Annotated in this window: 11 protein-coding genes, 3 rRNA genes and 1 riboswitch; of the genes, 12 read left to right on the forward strand and 2 right to left on the reverse strand. The window is 48.3% G+C overall.

Annotation, left to right across the window (positions count from 1 at the left end; genetic code table 11):
• Nucleotides 1-69: 69 nt before the first annotated feature.
• A complete protein-coding gene (locus tag NZ043_RS12995) occupies nucleotides 70-717 on the reverse strand; it encodes a DedA family protein (RefSeq protein ID WP_091039070.1) in 648 nt (215 codons plus the stop codon).
• A gap of 240 nt (nucleotides 718-957) precedes the next feature.
• Between NZ043_RS12995 and NZ043_RS13000 the strand changes: the two genes are divergently transcribed.
• The 12 genes from NZ043_RS13000 to NZ043_RS13055 all read left to right on the forward strand — a co-directional run bounded on the left by NZ043_RS13000 (nucleotide 958) and on the right by NZ043_RS13055 (nucleotide 20,251).
• Nucleotides 958-2,259, forward strand: a complete 1,302-nt coding sequence (locus tag NZ043_RS13000; protein WP_091039072.1) for a polysaccharide deacetylase — start codon at nucleotides 958-960, stop codon at nucleotides 2,257-2,259.
• Nucleotides 2,260-2,362: 103 nt separating this feature from the next.
• Nucleotides 2,363-3,352, forward strand: coding sequence for a MoxR family ATPase (locus NZ043_RS13005; protein ID WP_091039074.1), 990 nt, complete (start codon nucleotides 2,363-2,365; stop codon nucleotides 3,350-3,352).
• Nucleotides 3,349-4,614, forward strand: coding sequence for a DUF58 domain-containing protein (locus NZ043_RS13010; protein WP_339312095.1), 1,266 nt, complete (start codon nucleotides 3,349-3,351; stop codon nucleotides 4,612-4,614). The genes NZ043_RS13005 and NZ043_RS13010 overlap by 4 nt, the downstream gene beginning before the upstream one ends.
• Complete coding sequence (locus NZ043_RS13015) at nucleotides 4,601-6,964, forward strand: transglutaminase domain-containing protein (RefSeq protein ID WP_339312097.1); 2,364 nt, start codon at nucleotides 4,601-4,603, stop codon at nucleotides 6,962-6,964. The genes NZ043_RS13010 and NZ043_RS13015 overlap by 14 nt, the downstream gene beginning before the upstream one ends.
• Nucleotides 6,965-7,343: 379 nt before the next feature.
• Nucleotides 7,344-8,882: a glutamine-hydrolyzing GMP synthase gene (gene guaA / locus NZ043_RS13020; RefSeq protein WP_091039079.1), complete on the forward strand. Its 1,539-nt coding sequence runs from the start codon at nucleotides 7,344-7,346 to the stop codon at nucleotides 8,880-8,882.
• A gap of 243 nt (nucleotides 8,883-9,125) precedes the next feature.
• Nucleotides 9,126-9,377 carry a hypothetical protein gene (locus NZ043_RS13025; protein WP_133387496.1) on the forward strand — a complete coding sequence of 84 codons (252 nt, stop codon included), beginning with the start codon at nucleotides 9,126-9,128 and terminating at the stop codon, nucleotides 9,375-9,377.
• Nucleotides 9,378-9,777: 400 nt separating this feature from the next.
• Nucleotides 9,778-9,877: riboswitch (purine riboswitch) on the forward strand.
• Between the two features lie 171 nt (nucleotides 9,878-10,048).
• Nucleotides 10,049-11,425, forward strand: coding sequence for an NCS2 family permease (locus tag NZ043_RS13030; RefSeq protein WP_036614057.1), 1,377 nt, complete (start codon nucleotides 10,049-10,051; stop codon nucleotides 11,423-11,425).
• Nucleotides 11,426-12,200: 775 nt separating this feature from the next.
• Nucleotides 12,201-13,753 (forward strand): 16S ribosomal RNA (locus NZ043_RS13035).
• A 308-nt stretch (nucleotides 13,754-14,061) separates the two neighbouring features.
• A 23S ribosomal RNA gene (locus NZ043_RS13040) occupies nucleotides 14,062-16,988 on the forward strand.
• A gap of 75 nt (nucleotides 16,989-17,063) precedes the next feature.
• A 5S ribosomal RNA gene (gene rrf / locus NZ043_RS13045) occupies nucleotides 17,064-17,180 on the forward strand.
• The 16S, 23S and 5S rRNA genes sit together here, the layout of an rRNA operon.
• A gap of 220 nt (nucleotides 17,181-17,400) precedes the next feature.
• Nucleotides 17,401-18,906: a dienelactone hydrolase gene (locus NZ043_RS13050; RefSeq protein ID WP_339312100.1), complete on the forward strand. Its 1,506-nt coding sequence runs from the start codon at nucleotides 17,401-17,403 to the stop codon at nucleotides 18,904-18,906.
• A gap of 337 nt (nucleotides 18,907-19,243) precedes the next feature.
• Nucleotides 19,244-20,251 (forward strand): ketoacyl-ACP synthase III, encoded by a 1,008-nt coding sequence (locus tag NZ043_RS13055; protein ID WP_339312102.1) that lies wholly within the window; start codon nucleotides 19,244-19,246, stop codon nucleotides 20,249-20,251.
• Nucleotides 20,252-20,425: 174 nt separating this feature from the next.
• On the opposite strand, the gene NZ043_RS13060 is transcribed toward NZ043_RS13055, so the two are convergent.
• Nucleotides 20,426-22,360, reverse strand: a complete 1,935-nt coding sequence (locus NZ043_RS13060; protein WP_339312104.1) for an amidase family protein — start codon at nucleotides 22,358-22,360, stop codon at nucleotides 20,426-20,428.
• Nucleotides 22,361-22,478 lie beyond the last annotated feature (118 nt).

Genomic DNA, 22,478 nt, shown 5'->3' on the forward strand with positions numbered 1-22,478 from the left:
ACAAAAAAAAGGAGCCGCGATTATTCGCGACTCCTTGCCTGCTTATTATAGATGGACTTTTGTCCGAATTTACTTTTGTCTTTGTCGAACAGGGGCTGGCTTGGATACGGTGGATCTTGCTGCCCATGCTTTGCGGTAACGATAGAGCACGGCTACGATGAGCAATAGGCCGATTCCTCCCACGATATATGCTGCATATTGATGAGCCAGATGGAATACGGCGTTCCACTGAGGACCAAATATTTTGCCAATGCCCAGAAACAGTACAACCCAGAACAGTGCGCCTGAATAGGCGTAGAGAGCGAATTTGCGAAAGGGAACAGCGGCTATGCCCGCAAAATATCCGGTGAAATGCCTTACACCCGGAATGAAATAACCGATGAAGATTAAGGCATTACCATACTTGGCGAACCACTTTTGCGTTTTATCGAGCTTGTCCTGCTTCAGCAGAAACCATTTTCCGTATCGTGTTATAAAGGGCAGTCCTGCTTTGGCTCCAATAAAATAAGTGATTGTCATGCCAATCGTTGTTCCCAGAAAAGCCAGTATGGTGAGGATTCCGAAGTCGAGATGCCCCTTGTAGGAGAGAAACCCTGCGTAAGCCATCGTTGTTTCACCAGGAAAGGGAAGTGCGATGAATTCAAGCAACAAGCCAAAAAACAATACGCTGTATCCGTAGGACCCAAACAGATGTTGGATCTTCTCAAGCAATTCCAATAGATTTCACTCTCCTGAATACGGGGTGGGAGCATGAATACTCTCCAAGGTGTTTTAATGTGTTCTGCCTGTCCATTATGCTACCTAATCTGAAGCGAAGAATCAATCAGGCTACATAGCAAATTGTGAAAATATATTAAACAAAATCACGTCTTTTTTCAATGAAGCCTCCATATAATTCTAACAAATCTGCTGAAGTCTATCAGCAAATTACTAGAGACGGTGGAGGTCGATTCGTAAATGGTACAGAGACCGGAATTGAGAAGCAAGGAAAATGGGGGAAACTCTGCAACAACTCTACATATGTTTATATCTGGACAATGGTCTGTCATTCTCGTGCGAATTGCGATATTGCTATGTGCATTCGCTGTATATGCAGGCACGGCTTATGCATCTTCTGCTTCCGGCTCAGGTGACCCAATTTCGGAAGATCAGAATACTCAAGACAAGGTAGTCTATCTGAGTTTTGACGATGGACCGGGTAACCATACCCGTGAAGTATTGGATATTTTGCGCAAGGAGAAGGTTTTGGCTACATTTTTTGTGCTGGGTGAGCAGGCAGAGCGTTATCCCGAGTTAATCCGGGGGCTTGTGGAGGATGGACATGCATTGGGCAATCATACGTTTAATCATCAATACGAACAGCTATACAGTGATTTTAAAGTGTTCTGGAAACAGATCAAGCAGACAGAGGAAGTGCTGGAGCGTATAACCGGTTTCCGTCCGAATCTGGTGCGAGCACCAGGCGGTACATACGGGCATTTTGATCAAAGTTATTTTGATTTGCTGCAATTGGGTGGCTACACGGTTATGGACTGGAACGTCGACAGTGGGGACTCCAAGCGTAAAGGTGTTCCAGCCAAAGAGATCCTCAGCAATTCGACCAAAGTACCTGCGGGAGCACGTTCGGTCATTGTCCTGATGCATGACGGTGGTGCACATGCTGAAACGGTAAAAGCACTTCCGGGTATTATCAAATATTATCGTGATCATGGATATCGTTTTGACACCATAAAGAGTACGGATCAACCAGTTCAATTCCGTGTTCATCCAGATGGTAAGTATAAGGCCCGCAAGGCGCCAGGAAAGGCCTGGATCGCAGAGCATGTAGAAGCGAACGCGACGTTATGGCTTGCAAGCAAGAAGCTGAAGGTAGAGGTGGGATTGGCTGCAGCTACCTTGCAACCGGGTGAGTTCCGCTTGGAGGGGCAGCGAATCATGGTACCTTTGCGTACTTTCATGAAAAAATTCGGGGGTAGCACTCGTTGGGACTCTGAAACAAGGACAGCCATAGCAGTATGGAAGGAAAGAACGATTCATGCAGACAGTGTGAGCGGAACACTGACAACAACCGGGGCAATTGAAACGGGAGCAGTACAGAGTCAAGGTGGAACCATCTGGGTTCCGTTACGTGAGTTACTGGAGCAGATGGGGTTGAGGGTGAATTCCTTAACCAGTAATGAAGCAGAGTGGACGGTAAAGGCGGGCACTTCCAGATCCATTTCGGCAATGAACAGTATATTTAAGTATAAAATGATCTGAAGAAAGTCATTCTTGCAGGACTATTCTCTCTACTTCCGGGCAACACTGAATCATAGATTACTATGGTTCAGGAATGCTGATGAACGGAAGGAGATCAGAAGAAATGTCTTATATTCGAATGGAACATGAACATGCTGTTGAATTGTTAAACAGGGTCATGAAGCGTGTTGAGAGTGTGATTATTGGCAAAAAAACAGAGATTCGTTATGTCCTCACTGCAATGCTCAGTGGAGGTCATGTACTTCTGGAAGATGTGCCGGGTACCGGGAAAACGATGCTGGTTCGTACCGTGGCTTCTGCACTGGACTGCTCCATGGGTCGGATTCAATTCACGTCCGATGTCATGCCGGCAGATGTTACGGGCACTTCAATCTATCATCCACATACAGCTGAATTCAAGTTTCGGCCCGGACCTGTCATGTCCAACATTGTCCTGGCTGATGAAATAAATCGCGCTTCACCACGCACTCAGTCTGCCCTGCTGGAGGCAATGGAGGAACGACGTATTACGGTTGATGGCACAACCTATGCCTTGCCACGCCCGTTCTTTCTGCTGGCGACACAGAATCCGTTACAGTTCGAGGGTACGTACCGTCTGCCTGAAGCGCAGCTGGATCGATTTATGATGAGAATTGGACTGGGGTATCCCGATCCGGAACAGGAATTGGAATTGTTAACCCGCATGCAAGGTAGAGAAGCGCTTGATGAACTTCGCCCTGTCCTGCTTGCTGAAGAAGTCGTAGCCATGCAGCGTGAAGTCAAACAGGTACATGTTGATCCGGTCGTCAAACAGTATCTGGTGGCTGTTGCTGTAGCCTCTCGCAGCCTTCCGGCGGTCAGATTGGGCATCAGTCCGCGTGGAACACTGGCCTGGATGGCTGCGGCACAGTCATTTGCCTATCTTCAAGGACGCAGTTATGTCATTCCGGATGATGTGAAAGAGGTGGCTGTGCCTGTCCTTTCCCACCGTATTCAATTGAAGGCCCAGAACAGAGCGGAGGTTTGGGGGCAAGTTCAAGTCATTGAAGAAGCCTTATCATCGGTCCCGGTACCTGTACAGATGGCATCACAGGGAAGGGGACGGAGGCAATGACTGCGCTGGGACAACGGATTGTGAGTGCTGTCTTGGTGGTGGCTTTTGCTTCCTTGTATCAGTGGCATGGAGGGAAAGCGGCGTTGTTTCTATCCGTTATGGCTTTCTTGATGTTCACAGGAGGCCTGCTTCTCCATTGGTTCAGACCACGGCGTATTCACATCCGTCGGAAAATACACACGAACCGGATTGAGGCGGGCGAGCAGGTACGGGTTCTGGTGGAACTGGAATTCAATTGCCGTATTCCATTGTTATGGATCGTTCTGTGTGAGAACACACCTGCAGGTGTTCATCGCAAATTGATTTTCCCGGGAACACGGCGACAATTTTCCTATCAATATGAATGTTCTGGGTTACGCAGAGGAGTCTACAGATGGGATACGGGCAGATTGTACTGGGGGGATATGTTTGGCTGGAATACCCTCTCCGCAGAGACCGAAGGAGGTACACCCCTGATTGTTGTTCCTCAAGCAACGGCTTGGGGGAAGGCTGATTCGGTAGAATTCGCAGCGATGATCGAAGGGACTCTGTCGGAGCGAAGAAATAGCCAGGGAAACCGTAGCCCTGAGTTCCGTGAATATCAACAGGGTGACCCACTGGGACGAGTTCATTGGAAAAGTACAGCCAAAACGGGTAAACTTCAGACCTTTCTGCCTGATACCACGGATCTTGCCTCGCTCGGCATCCTTGTGTATGAAGGCGCGTCGGGTTATGACGTAATTCAGCGGGAGAACATGGATGTACCTGCTTTTGAACGAGTGGTTCGTGCAGCTGCCCGCTGGATTCATACCGCTGAGCGGGATGACATTCCTTATCATCTGTGGATGGAAGGCGGCGATAAGAGCTATGATGCACAAGATCAATGGCAACATGGGCCGTTCCATGCAGATGATGAGAATCATGGACTAGACAAGTTAGCGGGGGCACGAATATCCAAAACACAATCAGGCTCTGTTTCGCTTCGAACGGAGATGCTGGATGGACTGGCGAGCGGGTCGCGAATTGTAGTTCTCACAGGCAAGATGGACCCGGTTCTGGCCGAATGGATCATAACTGCAATCGGGTCGGGTTATCGTGTCGAGGTGCAACTGACTGAAGCGAACCAGAACCAATTAGGATCAACGGATAGATGGATGAATGGATTGAGATATGACAGCTTAAGTTTGGAGCGGCTTCGTCACAGCGGGGTGCCGATCCATGCGGTTACAGACGTTGCGTTATCTTCATTGGGAAAGGTGGAGGTAACGGATGTGGGAGCGTAATGGTAACCAGCAACCCAATTCCACTGTGGCCGACTTAGAGTCAACGGACCGTACGAGAATAGAATCGGCTCATTCCATATATAAAGCTGTGAACCAGAATTCTGTGACGGATATAAAGGATGAGGGTTATGTGAGCGTACCTATCCTGTACAAAATTGTTATTTCGGCCATTTTACTTATACTGTCTCTGGAGTGGATATATCCTGTTACATCATCAGATCAGCAGGGCAGTGAACGGTTCTTGTCCGTAATGGCGGGATTAACGGGAGCATTGTTGCTCGCGGGGTTAATTCGTACAGGATGGATCACCGGAGTACTAATCCGATTATTCATTGCACTCGCTGCGCTATGTCTGATGTACGGAGGAAGTGAACCTGTCCGTTGGGCGGTCGCTTATCCGGGAATATTTTCAGCGGATATGGACACTTTTATAAATAACTGGCGATTTCACTCGATTAGTACAGAAACGAGAGGTTTGTTCATGATGTGCGGCTGGAGCATGCTCATGGCTTCTGTGCAATCCCTCGTATTGTTACGTCGAAGCGTTATGCTGTTTGGCAGTGCAACACTGCTCTATTTGCTTTTGCTTGAATCCTTTGCGGGGCTGGATGTGTATGCTTCTGTAATACGGTCTGTCCTATGGACTTTTCTTATTCAGGCTCTGCTCCAGCTATTACGTCTCAATGCAGGAGTCACGACTCCGAGTTATCGCGGCAGCCCCTATGGCCGTTGGAGTGCAGTAACTATCGTTGCTTCCGCAGGTATGGTGCTTCTCTCCGCGTTACCTGGCCAGTTTGCTTCCATTCCTCAACCGGAACGCATATCTCTGGAACAGATGGGTGAACGCATAGCTCGATGGGCAGGTTATACACAGCACAGTAGTATCCCTGCTGCAACGGCAGTCACGGGATATAGCACAGCGGACGCGCCTATGGGAGCACCGTTGGTGCAGGGGAATTCCATCTTTTTTATAGCGAAGAGTCCAAAAGTGACGTATTGGCGAGGGGAGACCCGTTCATATTATAACGGTAGTACTTGGAGTGACCCGGGTCAAAGCTTCGAAACGGCAAGTCCATCCGGAATGCTGCGTGCTGATGGTTGGGAGAATCCAACCTATTGGAGTCGCATTCGCCAAACCATTACGATGCAGCGAGAGTGGAAAGGACCAAATCCACTCTTTACCGGGGGCATACCGGTCAACGTATCGTTCCAGGATAAGAACAAGGATAATCAGGAAAACATGTTTTCTTTGCTGTCTAATCGCGATTCGGCAACATTGTGGCTCGCGAGCTCAGGGGACGATAAGATAGTTAAAAATTATTCGGCAGACGTCATGGTTCCTGTCGCAACAGCTGAACAGTTACGTCTGCTTGAGGAAACGAATAAAGGGAAAGATCCGGCAGCCATTCGGAGGAACTATCTGCAATTGCCTGCATCACTCCCTGGTCGAGTGCAGACTCTCGCCAAGGAAATCATTCAAGGCAGTGAGACACGTTATGACGCTGTGCAAGCCGTAAAGACTTATCTGGCTGCTCATGCCGAGTATACGTTGGATACCCGTATGCCACCGCGAGGAACAGATTTTGTGGACGATTTTCTATTCGTCACCCGGCAGGGGTATTGCAATCATTTCTCCACAGCTATGATTGTGTTACTTCGTTCGGAAGGCATCCCCGCACGCTGGGTTAAAGGTTTTGGGTCTGGAATGGCTGACCCGGATGTGCCCAGTCAGTATGTGATTTCACAGGGAGATGCACATTCCTGGGTAGAGGTGTATTTTCCGGGTGCAGGCTGGATGCCGTTTGAGGCCACGCCAGGCTTCACCATGGCGCAAGGCGCGGGCGAAGATGCCGCAGCACTCGCCGGGCCGCAGCCTGTTGCGGAGAATCCGCCGAATATGAGCGGCGGATTGGCTAACGCGGGCGCATGGCTGCTCGCCCGCGCACGGGCCATTGCCGCGGAGCCATGGCTCGCGGCAGCCCTTGTGGCAGCGGCCCTTCTGGGCGCCGCTGCTCTCCTCCGCATGCGGCGGCTACGCCCCGCACTGCGGATCAGGCTGCTGCTGGCGTGGCCACGCAGCAGCTTTCCGGACCGCGAGCGGCTGCTGGGTGCCGCTGCTCCGGTCTGGGCCGCGCTCGCGCGCAAGTACGGCCCGCGGCCGCCGGGTATGACGCTGCGTGAATATGCAGCGTCACCGGCTTTGGCCGCAGGCGCGGACAGCGCGGACATCGCGCGGTTTGCAGCCGACTGGGAACGGCTGCTGTACGGGCCAGACCGTCCGCTGCGCGCGGACAGTCTGGACTTCCTGCGCCGGGCACTTCGTTTGGCCCGGCGGTTGCAGACGTTGTAACACAAGGATGTTACAACGTTACACCAAAGATGCGAAGCAGCTGCCATACAATCGCTATCGCTTTCCAATAGAGCTTGGCCACTTGTAGGCAGATGAAGATCACCATTGGCTGGCGCATTGTTCTTTAATGCAGCATTTGGTTTATCGCTGCATGCCATACATAAGACGCCTTTCGCGCTGTGCTGCGAACGAGGCGTCTTTCCACGATCATACACTTGAACCAGCATCTTGCTGCCAAGCTTTTCTATTCGAAATTTCATATTTAGAGGCAATTGGTAATCCTGTTTTGATATGTCGAAAAAAGGAGTTTCGCCTTTCCTTGACGGTATGTTTTGTCGTTGCGTATAATTAGTTTCATTGAATTGAGGGAGGCACGGTTATGAATAAGCAGAATGAGATTGTGGTTGTCCTTGACTTTGGGGGCCAATACAACCAGTTAATCGCCAGAAGAATCCGGGATCTTGGCGTATACAGCGAGCTTTTGCCGTATAACACACCGGCGGAGAAGATCGCAGAAATGGCACCAAAAGGAATCGTATTTTCAGGTGGGCCGTCCAGCGTATACGCTGAGAATGCTCCACACGTGGACCCAGGTGTTTATGACCTGGGCTTGCCAATCTTCGGTATCTGCTACGGAATGCAGCTTATGGCCCAACAGCTCGAAGGTAAAGTAGAACGTTCCGAGAAGCGAGAGTACGGTAAAGCAGACCTTGAGTTTGCTGCTGGATCTACACTGGCAAAAGGTATTGAAGGCGAACATACGGTATGGATGAGTCACGGTGACCACGTGGTTACACTTCCTCCAGGATTCAAACTGGATGCAGGCACGGAAAGTGCGCCAATCGCTGCCATGAGCAACGATGAGCGTAAATTGTATGCTGTCCAGTTCCATCCGGAGGTACGTCACTCTGTTCGTGGTAACGACATGATTCGTAACTTCCTGTTCGAAATCTGTGGTTGCGAAGGCAACTGGACGATGGAGACATTCATCGATGACACCATCAAAGACATTCGTGAAAAAGTTGGCGACAGTAAAGTACTATGTGCGCTTAGCGGCGGTGTAGATTCTTCCGTTGTAGCTGCATTGCTTCACAAAGCCATTGGTGATCAACTGACTTGTATGTTTATCGACCACGGTCTACTGCGCAAAGGCGAAGCTGAAAGTGTAATGGAGACATTTGTCGGCAAATTCGACATGAAAGTGGTCAAAATTGATGCACAGGAGCGCTTTATGTCCAAACTGGCTGGCGTGGATGATCCAGAACAAAAACGTAAAATCATCGGTAACGAGTTTATTTACGTATTTGACGAAGAGTCCAAGCAGTTCGATGATTTTGCATTCCTGGCGCAAGGTACACTGTACACGGACATCGTGGAAAGTGGTACAGCGACTGCACAGACCATCAAATCTCACCACAACGTGGGCGGTCTGCCTGAAGACATGAACTTCAAACTGATCGAACCGCTGAGCACGCTGTTCAAGGATGAAGTACGTAAAGTGGGTACCGAGTGTGGCCTGCCGGACGAAATTGTTCATCGTCAGCCGTTCCCTGGTCCGGGTCTTGCGATCCGTGTTCTTGGTGAGGTTACTGAAGAGAAACTTAAAATTGTTCGTGATTCAGACTACATCCTGCGTGAAGAGATTGCCAAAGCCGGTCTCGACCGTGAAATCTGGCAGTACTTCACAGCCCTGCCTAACATGAAGAGTGTCGGCGTTATGGGTGATGCGCGTACGTATTCCTACACTGTAGGTATCCGTGCTGTAACATCCATCGACGGTATGACTGCGGACTGGGCACGTATCCCTTGGGATGTGCTGGAGAAAATCTCCGTACGGATTGTTAACGAAGTTGATAACGTAAACCGTATCGTCTATGACGTAACATCCAAACCACCTGCAACGATCGAGTGGGAATAGGGTATAGACTCTTAACGATAGATTATAAAAAATGCTCTTTTATCTGCGGTATTTCGCAAATAAAAGGGCATTTTTTTATAAAGTGAATATTGTGATAAAATTTTCATTTGGGTACTTTTTTACAAATAGTACACTCTCAAAATTAATCCCATTTTAAAGTTGACTTCATGATCCTTTCAGGTCCGGCCTGTACAATAAGTACATACTAAAGGCAATATGTCTACTGAAGGGAGAATTGAATGTATGCGTAAAACCGACTATATGAGCAAATGGAAGATGGGCATTGGAAGTGCGTTTCTGATGGTGATGCTGGCAGGATGCGGTTCAGGTATGCAAGACCTGGCTTCCGGTTCGGGGGACTTTCCATTTGTGAACTTAGAGGCAGCGGATGCTTCTTCCGATCAGACCAGAAACCAGGAGTTATCCTCTGACACAACAACAAACACAAATCAGGAACAACAAGATATACAGGATACTCCGCAGACAGAGATATAATTAACATAGGACTGATCCGGTAAAAAGTAGCTCCGGAACATGTCGCAAATTGCTCCATATACCTAATGAGTATAAGTCTTCGGAATACGAGACATCGTTATTCCTAGATCATCATTCACCTGATTGCTAAAACGCATGAGAAACATAGGCTAGCCTGATTAGAGCGCTTCTGCTCTTTGATCAGGCTAGCTTTTTATGTTTCCCGCGGAACTTTCAGCCTGAAAGAATGGACATATTCCATTGAGATCTCATCGAAAAAAGCGTATTCAATTGGGTTGTAAACCGCTGAACTGGTTCAATCTGTTAAATAATACGAACGATATTATAAAAGGGTGATATTAATATTCGTTTTTCTCATTGACAAAAACATACTGCCCTCCTAAAATAGTGATGGGAAACAAACAAATAGCGCATACTTATTCGTATAATCCTGGGGATTGGCCCGGGAGTCTCTACGAGATCACCCTAATGATCTGGCTACGAAGAGGAGAAGGCTAAGCACATGAATTCTACATGATTGCGGGGACATCACGCACATTAGAATTTTTTTTGTTCTTAGTAAAGGCATCATGCCACTCCTTGTCAGCTGAACCCTGGGTGAAGAATCTTCATCAGGGTCATTTGTCGTTTTTCAATATGGCTTCAACATCTCTAAGGGGGAGTTAGTAATTATGGATCGTTTCTTTAAATTAAAAGAAAACGGAACAAACGTTAGAACGGAGATTGTTGCGGGTCTTACTACCTTTATGACAATGGCTTACATTCTTTTTGTAAATACGTTGTTCTTGGGTCAAGCCGGAGCGGGTATGTCGGATAATGCAGTATTTTTTGCAACAGCCGTCGGCGCCGGATTAATGACTATTATTATGGGATTGTTCGTGAATATTCCGATCGCGCTTGCACCAGGTATGGGATTGAATGCGTACTTCATGACTGTCGTTCTAAGTTCAAATGGGGCGATTACATGGCAGGCTGCTCTCGGAGCAGTGTTCCTTTCCGGTATCGTGTTCATTATTTTGACCGTCACAAAGATTCGGCAAATGCTGCTTGTTGCAGTTCCGCAGTCGATCAAAATGGCCATTACGGTGGGTATCGGTCTCTTTATTACCATTATCGGTTTCAAACTTGCTAATCTCGTGGCTGTAACAGTAAATGTTGCACCAGACGCAGATCTGAGTCAGCCGATTCCAGGTAGCAGTTTTAACCTGTCATTGGGCAACTTTGTAACACATCACGATGCATTGCTGGCTCTGATTGGTTTGCTCCTTATTGCTATACTGATGGTTATGCGCGTCAAAGGCGCTCTGCTGATCGGGATCATAGCAACAACGCTTATTGGTATTCCAATGGGAGTTACGAATCTGAGTGGTCTTTCAGGCGCAAGCTGGTTGCCTAATTTCAGTGATCTGGCAGTTGGACAACTGGATTTGAAAGGTGCCATCAGTCTGGGATTGTTCGAGATCATCTTCATCTTTACCTTCGTTGAATTGTTCGACACGTTTGGTACGATGGTAGGTACTGCAACACGTATGGGGATTATGAAGGATAAGAAAAAAGGCGAGAAAACGATTGGTAAAGCGATGCTCGTCGATGCAGTTGGTGTCAGCGCAGGTGCTGCACTGGGTACTAGTACCATTACGGCATACGTTGAAAGTGCTTCAGGCGTTGAGGCGGGTGGACGTACAGGACTGACTTCGGTAACGACAGGTTTGTTGTTCATTTTGGCCTTGTTTATCGCACCGCTTGCGCTTGTTGTTCCATCCGCTGCGACGGCTCCGGCATTGATCATCGTGGGTGTGCTTATGATGAGTCAAGTGCGCAGCATTGAGTGGGATGATTTCCTGCAAGCTTTCCCTGCGTTCCTTACCATTGTATTGATGCCTTTCACAGGTGGAATCGCAAACGGGATCTCCGCAGGTATCGTTTCCTATGTGATTCTGGCGGTGTTCAGTAACTTGGTTACAGAGCGTAAAGTGAAAATTCACTGGCTCATGTGGATCTTGGCGATCATTGTAGTCTGCCGATACGTATTTATTGGCGGGGAGTAAGCGTACAATAGTTGTGATGAACAATACTGCGTTAAGTATGTAACCTTATATATGAAAGAGCGGAAGCCACGGGATTCAAACCCGGAGCTTTCGCTTTTTTTTTGTATTCTTTTCTTGAGCAAAATGAATTTCAAAAATGTTTTCCTTCTATATAGAAGGAATGAGTATAATGTTCTATGATCTGTTGGTTGTTTATCCAATGAAGTCATCGGTTAATAAGTTTCTATAAAGTGATGAGTCTGTACTGTATACAAGATGAGTTTCTCTATAATTGGATTAAGGATCATATAAAAAAACTTATTGCGTTTGTGAGTTCATTACTCCGATCATTAAAGTTAGTGCGCAGATGTATCATTTAGCCGGCTATAAGGAGATACTTGTTAAAGGGTCTACAGGGTACTCATTTTATAAGAATTTAATGTTTACCGAAAAAAGACTTGCGTTCTATAACTGTACATGGTATATTCTATTTCCGGCCAAAAAAAACACAAGATACACGGTGCGGCAAGCAAATGAAATAAGCTTCGAAAGAAACTTGAAAAAAGAGCTTGCAAAGTTGGTTCGGACATGATATTATACAAGAGTTGCTGAAGAAAACGACATTCGGTAACAAAACAAGTTTGATCTTTGAAAACTGAACAACGAGTGAGTAAACATTCTGCTTGCAGAATGAACGCGAAAGTTGGAAACAAGCCTTGGCTTGAATCGACTGGAGCACAAATGAGATTTTTAATCTCGTCAGATTCAAAATGAGCTTATCGCTCTTTTCAATACTTTATTGGAGAGTTTGATCCTGGCTCAGGACGAACGCTGGCGGCATGCCTAATACATGCAAGTCGAGCGGACTTGATGAGAAGCTTGCTTCTCTGATAGTTAGCGGCGGACGGGTGAGTAACACGTAGGCAACCTGCCCTCAAGTTTGGGACAACTACCGGAAACGGTAGCTAATACCGAATAGTTGTTTTCTTCGCCTGAAGGAGACTGGAAAGACGGAGCAATCTGTCACTTGGGGATGGGCCTGCGGCGCATTAGCTAGTTGGTGGGGTAACGGCTCACCAAGGCGACGATGCGTAGCCGACCTGAGAGGGTGATCGGCCACACTGGGACTGAGACACGGCCCAGACTCCTACGGGAGGCAGCAGTAGGGAATCTTCCGCAATGGGCGAAAGCCTGACGGAGCAATGCCGCGTGAGTGATGAAGGTTTTCGGATCGTAAAGCTCTGTTGCCAGGGAAGAACGCTTGGGAGAGTAACTGCTCTCAAGGTGACGGTACCTGAGAAGAAAGCCCCGGCTAACTACGTGCCAGCAGCCGCGGTAATACGTAGGGGGCAAGCGTTGTCCGGAATTATTGGGCGTAAAGCGCGCGCAGGCGGTCATTTAAGTCTGGTGTTTAATCCCGGGGCTCAACCCCGGATCGCACTGGAAACTGGGTGACTTGAGTGCAGAAGAGGAGAGTGGAATTCCACGTGTAGCGGTGAAATGCGTAGATATGTGGAGGAACACCAGTGGCGAAGGCGACTCTCTGGGCTGTAACTGACGCTGAGGCGCGAAAGCGTGGGGAGCAAACAGGATTAGATACCCTGGTAGTCCACGCCGTAAACGATGAGTGCTAGGTGTTAGGGGTTTCGATACCCTTGGTGCCGAAGTTAACACATTAAGCACTCCGCCTGGGGAGTACGGTCGCAAGACTGAAACTCAAAGGAATTGACGGGGACCCGCACAAGCAGTGGAGTATGTGGTTTAATTCGAAGCAACGCGAAGAACCTTACCAGGTCTTGACATCTGAATGACCGGTACAGAGATGTACCTTTTCTTCGGAACATTCAAGACAGGTGGTGCATGGTTGTCGTCAGCTCGTGTCGTGAGATGTTGGGTTAAGTCCCGCAACGAGCGCAACCCTTATATTTAGTTGCCAGCACTTCGGGTGGGCACTCTAGATAGACTGCCGGTGACAAACCGGAGGAAGGTGGGGATGACGTCAAATCATCATGCCCCTTATGACCTGGGCTACACACGTACTACAATGGCCGGTACAACGGGCTGCGAAATCGCGAGATGGAGCCAATCCCAACAAAGCCGGTCTCAGTTCGGATTGCAGGCTGCAACTCGCCTGCATGAAGTCGGAATTGCTAGTAATCGCGGATCAGCATGCCGCGGTGAATACGTTCCCGGGTCTTGTACACACCGCCCGTCACACCACGAGAGTTTATAACACCCGAAGTCGGTGGGGTAACCGCAAGGAGCCAGCCGCCGAAGGTGGGATAGATGATTGGGGTGAAGTCGTAACAAGGTAGCCGTATCGGAAGGTGCGGCTGGATCACCTCCTTTCTATGGAGAATCGTTTCCTGCAACGGAAACATTCAAATACGCAGCTTAGCTGCAAAAACACTCACTCGTTGCTCAGTTTTGAGAGCTCAAACTCTCAAACAGCTTGCTTTTGCATGGAGCTTGTTCTTTGAAAACTAGATATCGAAACGAAACAAACGCGAATTAGAACATTCCTTTAAGCTGATCTTGTGTAAACAAGTGAAGTGTTTTTATAAGGTAGATTGCACGTACGATGGTATCGAATGGGAGCGAATTTTGGCTTTGCGCAAGCAAAACAAGGGAAGCGAGCAGTCGAAACCGGAGCACGAGGTTAAGCTACTAAGAGCACACGGAGGATGCCTAGGCGCTAGGAGCCGATGAAGGACGTGGCGAACAACGAAACTGCCTCGGGGAGCTGTAAGCAAGCTTTGATCCGGGGGTGTCCGAATGGGGAAACCCAGCTGGGGTAATTTCCAGTTACTCACAACTGAATACATAGGTTGTGTAGAGGCATACCAGGGGAACTGAAACATCTAAGTACCCTGAGGAAGAGAAAACAATAGTGATTCCGTCAGTAGCGGCGAGCGAACGCGGAGAAGCCCAAACCAGAGAGCTTGCTCTTTGGGGTTGTGGGACGTCTCACATGGAGTTACAAAGGAACCGGTTAAGCGAAGAGGTCTGGAAAGGCCCGCCAAAGAAGGTAAAAGCCCTGTAGTTGAAAGTTGGTTCCCTCCGAGACGGATCCCGAGTAGTGCGGGGCACGTGAAACCCCGTATGAATCCGGCAGGACCATCTGCCAAGGCTAAATACTTCCTAGCGACCGATAGTGAAGCAGTACCGTGAGGGAAAGGTGAAAAGCACCCCGGAAGGGGAGTGAAATAGAACCTGAAACCGTGTGCTTACAAAAAGTCAGAGCCCGTTTTAGGGGTGATGGCGTGCCTTTTGTAGAATGAACCGGCGAGTTACGTTCCCGTGCAAGGTTAAGGTGAAGAGCCGGAGCCGCAGCGAAAGCGAGTCTGAATAGGGCGACTTAGTACGTGGACGTAGACCCGAAACCGGGTGATCTACCCCTGTCCAGGGTGAAGGTGCGGTAACACGCACTGGAGGCCCGAACCCACGCATGTTGAAAAATGCGGGGATGAGGTGGGGGTAGCGGAGAAATTCCAATCGAACTCGGAGATAGCTGGTTCTCCCCGAAATAGCTTTAGGGCTAGCCTCGGAAAACAGAGTCGTGGAGGTAGAGCACTGATTGGGTGCGGGGCCCGCAAGGGTTACCAAGCTCAGTCAAACTCCGAATGCCATAGACTTACTTCCGGGAGTCAGACAGTGAGTGCTAAGATCCATTGTCAAAAGGGAAACAGCCCAGACCATCAGCTAAGGTCCCCAAGTGTGTGTTAAGTGGGAAAGGATGTGGAGTTGCACAGACAACCAGGATGTTGGCTTAGAAGCAGCCACCATTGAAAGAGTGCGTAATAGCTCACTGGTCGAGTGACTCTGCGCCGAAAATGTAACGGGGCTAAACACACCACCGAAGCTATGGCTTGATGCTTTGCATCAGGGGTAGGGGAGCGTTGTATAAGGGTTGAAGGTGTACCGTAAGGAGCGCTGGACATTATACAAGTGAGAATGCCGGTATGAGTAACGAAAAGATCAGTGAGAATCTGATCCGCCGAAAGCCTAAGGGTTCCTGAGGAAGGCTCGTCCGCTCAGGGTAAGTCGGGACCTAAGGCGAGGCCGAAAGGCGTAGTCGAAGGACAACAGGTCGAAATTCCTGTACCACCGTAAGCCGTTATGAGCAATGGGGGGACGCAGTAGGGTAGTGACGCGGACTGATGGATGTCCGTCTAAGCAGTAAGGCTGATGTGTAGGCAAATCCGCACATTGTAAGGCTGAGCTGTGATGGGGAGCGAAAATTATAGTAGCGAAGGTCATGATCTCACACTGCCAAGAAAAGCCTCTAGCCAGGTGATGGTGCCCGTACCGCAAACCGACACAGGTAGGCGAGAAGAGTATTCTAAGGCGCGCGGAAGAACTCTCGTTAAGGAACTCGGCAAAATGACCCCGTAACTTCGGGAGAAGGGGTGCCCCGGTAGTGTGAATAGCACGAGGGGGCCGCAGTGAAAAGGCCCAAGCGACTGTTTAGCAAAAACACAGGTCTGTGCGAAGCCGTAAGGCGAAGTATACGGGCTGACGCCTGCCCGGTGCTGGAAGGTTAAGGGGAGTGGTTAGGGAGTAATCCCGAAGCTGTGAACCGAAGCCCCAGTAAACGGCGGCCGTAACTATAACGGTCCTAAGGTAGCGAAATTCCTTGTCAGGTAAATTCTGACCCGCACGAATGGCGTAACGACTTGGGCGCTGTCTCAACGAGAGATCCGGTGAAATTTTAATACCTGTGAAGATGCAGGTTACCCGCGACAAGACGGAAAGACCCCATGGAGCTTTACTGCAGCTTGATATTGAATTTGGGTACGATCTGTACAGGATAGGTGGGAGCCTTTGAAGTGGGAGCGCAAGCTTCCATGGAGGCAACGTTGGGATACCACCCTGATCGTATCTAGGTTCTAACCTGGTACCGTAATCCGGTGCGGGGACAGTGTCAGGTGGGCAGTTTGACTGGGGCGGTCGCCTCCTAAAGAGTAACGGAGGCGCCCAAAGGTTCCCTCAGAATGGTTGGAAATCATTCGAAGAGTGCAAAGGCATAAGGGAGCTTGACTGCGAGACCTACAAGTCGAGCAGGGACGAAAGTCGGGCTTAGTGATCCGGTGGTACCGCATGGAAGGGCCATCGCTCAACGGATAAAAGCTACCCTGGGGATAACAGGCTTATCTCCCCCAAGAGTCCACATCGACGGGGAGGTTTGGCACCTCGATGTCGGCTCATCGCATCCTGGGGCTGAAGTAGGTCCCAAGGGTTGGGCTGTTCGCCCATTAAAGCGGTACGCGAGCTGGGTTCAGAACGTCGTGAGACAGTTCGGTCCCTATCTGTCGTGGGCGTAGGAAATTTGAGAGGAGCTGTCCTTAGTACGAGAGGACCGGGATGGACGTACCGCTGGTGTACCAGTTGTTCCGCCAGGAGCACCGCTGGGTAGCTATGTACGGACGGGATAAACGCTGAAAGCATCTAAGCGTGAAGCCCCCTCAAGATGAGATTTCCCAGTATGTAAGACCCCTTGAAGACGACGAGGTAGATAGGCTGGGGGTGGAAGTGCAGCAATGCATGGAGCTGACCAGTACTAATCGGTCGAGGGCTTATCCAATAGCAAGTTGTAATTCGCGTGTTTCGTTTCGAATCTAGTTTTCAGAGAACAACACTCTGAAATGTAAGCTACGCGTTTGGTGGCGATGGCGGAGGGGTTCCACACGTACCCATCCCGAACACGACCGTTAAGCCCTCTAGCGCCGATGGTACTTGGACCGCAGGGTCCTGGGAGAGTAGGACGCCGCCAAGCAATAGGAAGACACACTTGAATGATATCGAGTGTGTTTTTTTTATTTTTATCTAATCTGAACTATGAAAGAGGAACAGCTCACATTTGTTGGGCTTTTTCTTTTTATCACTTAACTTACACAGTTGTAAGGCAATTGTAAGTTAGATCAATACAATCAATCTAGTGGCTCCTGTATACTAACCCTATCCATCGATGGGGTTGATTTTCAGGGGGAGTTGGCGTGAGGTTTATTGAAATTTTATTATTCTTCTCAAGTGTTTGTTTATTGGCATTTTTGTTCATTCCCAATCAACGTATACGAAGAACAGCTTTGCTCCTGACAAGCGGAGTCGGATTCATTTTTTTAGTGATACATTTGCTTGTTGAAGGATACAGGATTCAGCTTGTATTTTTATACGGATTTGCGACCCTGATGTTTATGTTTTCTCTTATAAAAGTTGTTCGAACGCAGAAAGGCGTGCGGCCAGTCTCCCGAATTCCTAGAGTACTTGCTCCCCTTTTTATTGCAATTGGGCTGATTGCCACAGTCTGTTTCCACTATGTGTTTCCGGTTTTTGACCTTCCAGCACCAACTGGCAAGTTAAAAGTAGGCACGCAAGTCTTTCATTTCGTCGATCCAAACCGGGAGGAGACATTCGGGAAATCAGAGACAGGCAAGAGAGAATTGATGGTTCAGGTATGGTATCCGGCTGAAGCTGGTACTGGAAAGTATACTCCGTTTATCCCTACTCCCCGAATCTTATCTTATATGGCGGAGAGTTATGGCCTTCCCGGGTTTACGTTTCAACACCTGAAGTATGTATCCAGTCATGCTTACTTGGCGACTGAAGTCTCATCGGCTCAGGCCTCGTACCCATTGATTCTTGCAAATCCCGGCTTTGGTTCCTCCAGGTTTCTTCACACGTCACAAGCCGAAAATCTTGCGAGTCATGGATATATCGTGGCAGTGATCGACCACACCTATAATACATTTGCAACCGAGTTTCCGGATGGTCAAATCACGACCAATACAACCAGCGATTTGTTTTCACCCGAACATGATTATAGAACAGAAAGAGAACAACGTGACGAGTTGGGAAAAGTGTTAACCGATGATGTGGTGTTTGCGCTGGACCAATTCGAACTGATCCAATCGGGGAAAATTCCAAGTCAGCTAAAAGGGAGGGTGGATCTGGGGCATATCGGAGTGTTCGGTCATTCCATTGGAGGAGCGACGGCCTATGATGCTTCTTACGATCCACGAATAACAGCTGGGATAGACCTTGATGGAGGACTTTATGGTCTGCATGACAAAGAGGGCTTGCGGAAGCCGATTTTGTTCATGAACTCGGAAAGTGTATACGAAAAATTAAAAATGTTGATCGATCACCGAGTCTACACGGATGCTGAACTTGAACGTATGGGTAATACAAGAGAGTGGGTGGATCAAGAAAGGAAAGACAAAAAGTTGGAGCTTGATCGGATGCGTAAAACAGTTGCCGCAGGGGGACAAGTTCTATATATCGATAATGCGGAGCATTTAAATTTTACAGACGTGCAGTTCATTTCTCCAATTTTCAAAATTCTGGGTATTACAGGGAAGATTGCGCCCGAAAGAGCGAATTTCATTATTAATTCCTATATGCTGGATTTCTTTGATATGTATCTGAAAGAAAAGAGCGGAAACTTAATGAACGGACCCGATAGTCGGTTCCCGGAAGTGAAGTTCATAACCCCACTATTATAATTATGGAACAGGTTGTCAATATTGCGACAACCTGTTTTTTTATGTGATTTTGTATCCGTTTCTTCAAACGTAGCTAGCAGAAATGTCAATCCGCCGTCCCCGTTATTGAGGTTCACCTTAACTTGAAATTCTTAATTCGACTGATGTAACCCTTATATAAGGACTAAGTGTCTATAGAAAGCTCGTAAATAGGGTAATGGTTCAGAAACATCTCTTCACGCAGATAAAAGTAATGCTGATTCCAAGTATAAATCGAGTAAAGATTATAAAAAAAATTAGTACCAAGTACTAAGACTTAGTGCTATAATGGTAAAAAACAAGTGAGGTGACTACCGGTATGAAGCATCAATCAAAGGCAACCATCACGGCAATGGGGACGTATGTACCGGATCGAATATTAACGAATGCTGATCTGGAGAAATTAGTCGAGACAAGTGACGAATGGATTGTGCAACGTACAGGCATGAGAGAACGGCGAATTGCAGCTGAAGATCAATTTGTATCTGACCTGGCTACGAAGGCTGTAGAAGATATGATACGTCGTTATGATGTAAGTGTAGAAGATGTGGATATGATCCTTGTGGCTACAAGTACACCTGAATATGCTTTCCCAAGTACGGCATCCAGAGTACAGGCTAATCTTAAGATCCCACACACGGGCGTACTGGATTTAAATGCTGCATGCGCAGGTTTTACCTACGGACTACAGCTAGCCGACAGTCTGGTGACCAGTGGAATGTACCGCAAAGTACTGGTTATTGGAGCAGAGACATTATCCAAAATTACAGATTACACAGACCGCACGACTTGTGTCCTGTTTGGTGATGGAGCGGGGGCCTTCTTGGTGGAGAAATCATCGGGTGCTGAAGGTGACTTTATGGCAGCCATATCAGGTACACATGGAGAAGGCGGTGTACATCTCTATAAGAGTGGCTTGTCTTCTGAGATGAATGGTGTGCCTTTACAGGGTGAGGGATGCCTTGTTCAGAATGGGCGAGAGATTTATAAGTGGGCTGTACGGACGATCCCAGAGCAATTGGATAAGCTGATAACGAAAGCTGAATTAAGCCCTGACCAGATTGACTGGTTTGTCCCGCATAGTGCCAATATGAGAATGATTGAGGCTGTTTGCGAACGTGGTCCGGTTCCTTTGGAACGAACCTTAACCAGTGTGGAGTATCGTGGGAACACATCTGCTGCTTCCATTCCGCTTGCTTTACAGCTTGCAGTGGATGAAGGGAAATTGAAAGAAGGACAGAGCGTAGCTCTCTTTGGCTTTGGTGGTGGTCTGACGTACGCAGGTCTGGTGCTGAAATGGGGCGTGCCTGACAAGGTTCAGGAATGAGTAACAAACGACGGTATGCAACACAAAAATAAATAGAGAAAAAAAAGAGACCACCCAAACTTCATGCAGTCATGAAGAGGGTGGTCTCTTTAGTAGGTTAACTCGTTTCAAAAAAAGTGATATGATTGCATCTATTTTTTGTGTTAACTGGAATTACTTAATCCCATAAATATTTTACGGCGTAAGCTTAGGCGCTTGGCGGTGATGAGTTCCTTGTTCGTAGCTGTAAGCCAGCTTGATCAAGGTTCCTTCATCAAAGGCACGACCCAGGAATTCCATACCTACAGGCAAACCATTAGTTGTGAAACCAGCAGGGACCGTAATTGCCGGGAAGCCGGAGAAAGGACTCAATCGGTTGTTACCACCGGAGTTTTGCCCTTCGCCAATAACACCAGCGGCTTGTGTGGACGTAGGATAGATGATGGCATCCAGATTATTATCTGCCATTACTTTCAGCAGGGACTCACGTGTAACTTGGGTGCGTTTCAGAACGATGTCCTTGTATTCGGTAGTCTCCAATGTCTGGCGTGCATCCCGAGTTTTCATGGATTGCTCCTGAGACTTGTCGAACTCTCCGGAAGCGATGATCTCGGACAGACTGTGATATGGAGCATCTGCGCCCAATGAGTCCAGATAGTCATTCAGCTGGAACTTGAATTCATATCCGCTGAGACTTGGGTATTTGTTGATCTCAGTCAAGTTCGGGATGGAAATTGGAACTGCGGTAGCGCCCAATGACTTCAGTTCTTCCACAGCGGTGTTGATGACATCAGCAACGGCTTTTTCTTCAGCTTTGGTACTTGGGATGAGTTCTGTGGCCACACCGATGCGTGCACCTTTCAGTCCGTTTACATCCAAGAAGTCTGTGTAGCTGGAAGGGATTTTTCCAACCGCGTAAGCTGTAGCGACATCTTTCTTGTCATAGCCGGCTGTAGCATCGAGCATGATTGCGGCATCACTTACGGTACGAGCCATAGGTCCACCGACATCCTGTGTCAAAGCCAATGGGATAATGCCTTCACGGCTGGACAGTCCGATGGTTGGGCGGATACCCACAAGGCTGTTGAAGCTGGAAGGGATTCGGATCGAACCGCCAGTGTCTGTACCCATGCCGGCTGCGGCAAAGTTAGATGCAATGGCAGCACCTGTTCCGCCGCTTGAGCCACCTGGATAGTGGTCCAGAGCGTATGGGTTCAATGTTTGTCCGCCCAATGAGCTGGATGTTGTGATGCCAAATGCGAATTCATGCAGGTTTGTTTTGCCCAAAATAATAGCGCCAGCTGCTTTGAGTTTCTTCACTTGTTCAGCATCGTGAGCAGGGACTGAATCTTTCAGACAGATACAGCCTGCGGTTGTCGGCATATCGTTGGTATCGAAATTGTCTTTCACCAGAATCGGAACGCCATGCAGAGGTCCACGAGCACCTTGAGCTGCACGTTCTTCATCCAATTGCTCCGCAATTTGGAGTGCATCCGGGTTCAGGGTTAATACCGCGTTGATGCTTACACCTTGATCATCGTATTTTTCAATGCGGTCCAGATATTTCTGAACCAGTTCTTTTGATGTCAGTTTTCCTTGCGTCATTGCGGCCTGGAGATCCATAATGGTTGCTTCCTCCAGGACAAACGGTTTTATGTAGTTATAAATGCGGTCTTTCAGTATGGAGAGGTCATTCTCGGTAAGTACAGCGTTTGGAAGGAAGAGTGATTCCGTATAGCCTTTCATCAATCCGGCAGTGTTCAATGCACCAACAGCACCTGCGAAAGTGGCTTCATCCGGGACATCCTTGAATGATTCGGTAGTCGAATCCAGCTTGAGCCATTGTTGCAGGGCGACTGCAGCATCTTTACGTTGTACGGTTGTGCCGGAGAGCTTGTCCATGGTAAAAGGAACACCTGCAAGTGTAGCCGCTTCTTCCATGGCCTGAACAAATGCTGCCGGAGTAGCTGGCGCTTTTCCTTTGGATACAGATGCTACTGTTGCTTTACTCGCAGGCGCTGCAGTTGCGGCTGATACCGAAGGCACCGTTCCTCCCCATGTTGTGGCAACAACAGCTCCCGCCAGTAACAAAGCCCCACTTTTTTTCAATACAGATCCATGATAAGTCATGCATCCACGCTCCCTTCCTGTGTCTCATTGATGTGTGTAGCAGCGATTCTGTTTCTATGCTTTTGACACATTGTATAGTTATGTTAGGTAATCTTACAAGGTTTATATTTATCCAAAA

Origin of the sequence: Paenibacillus sp. FSL k6-2145, from assembly GCF_037976585.1 — a bacterium.
Taxonomy (GTDB): domain Bacteria; phylum Bacillota; class Bacilli; order Paenibacillales; family Paenibacillaceae; genus Paenibacillus.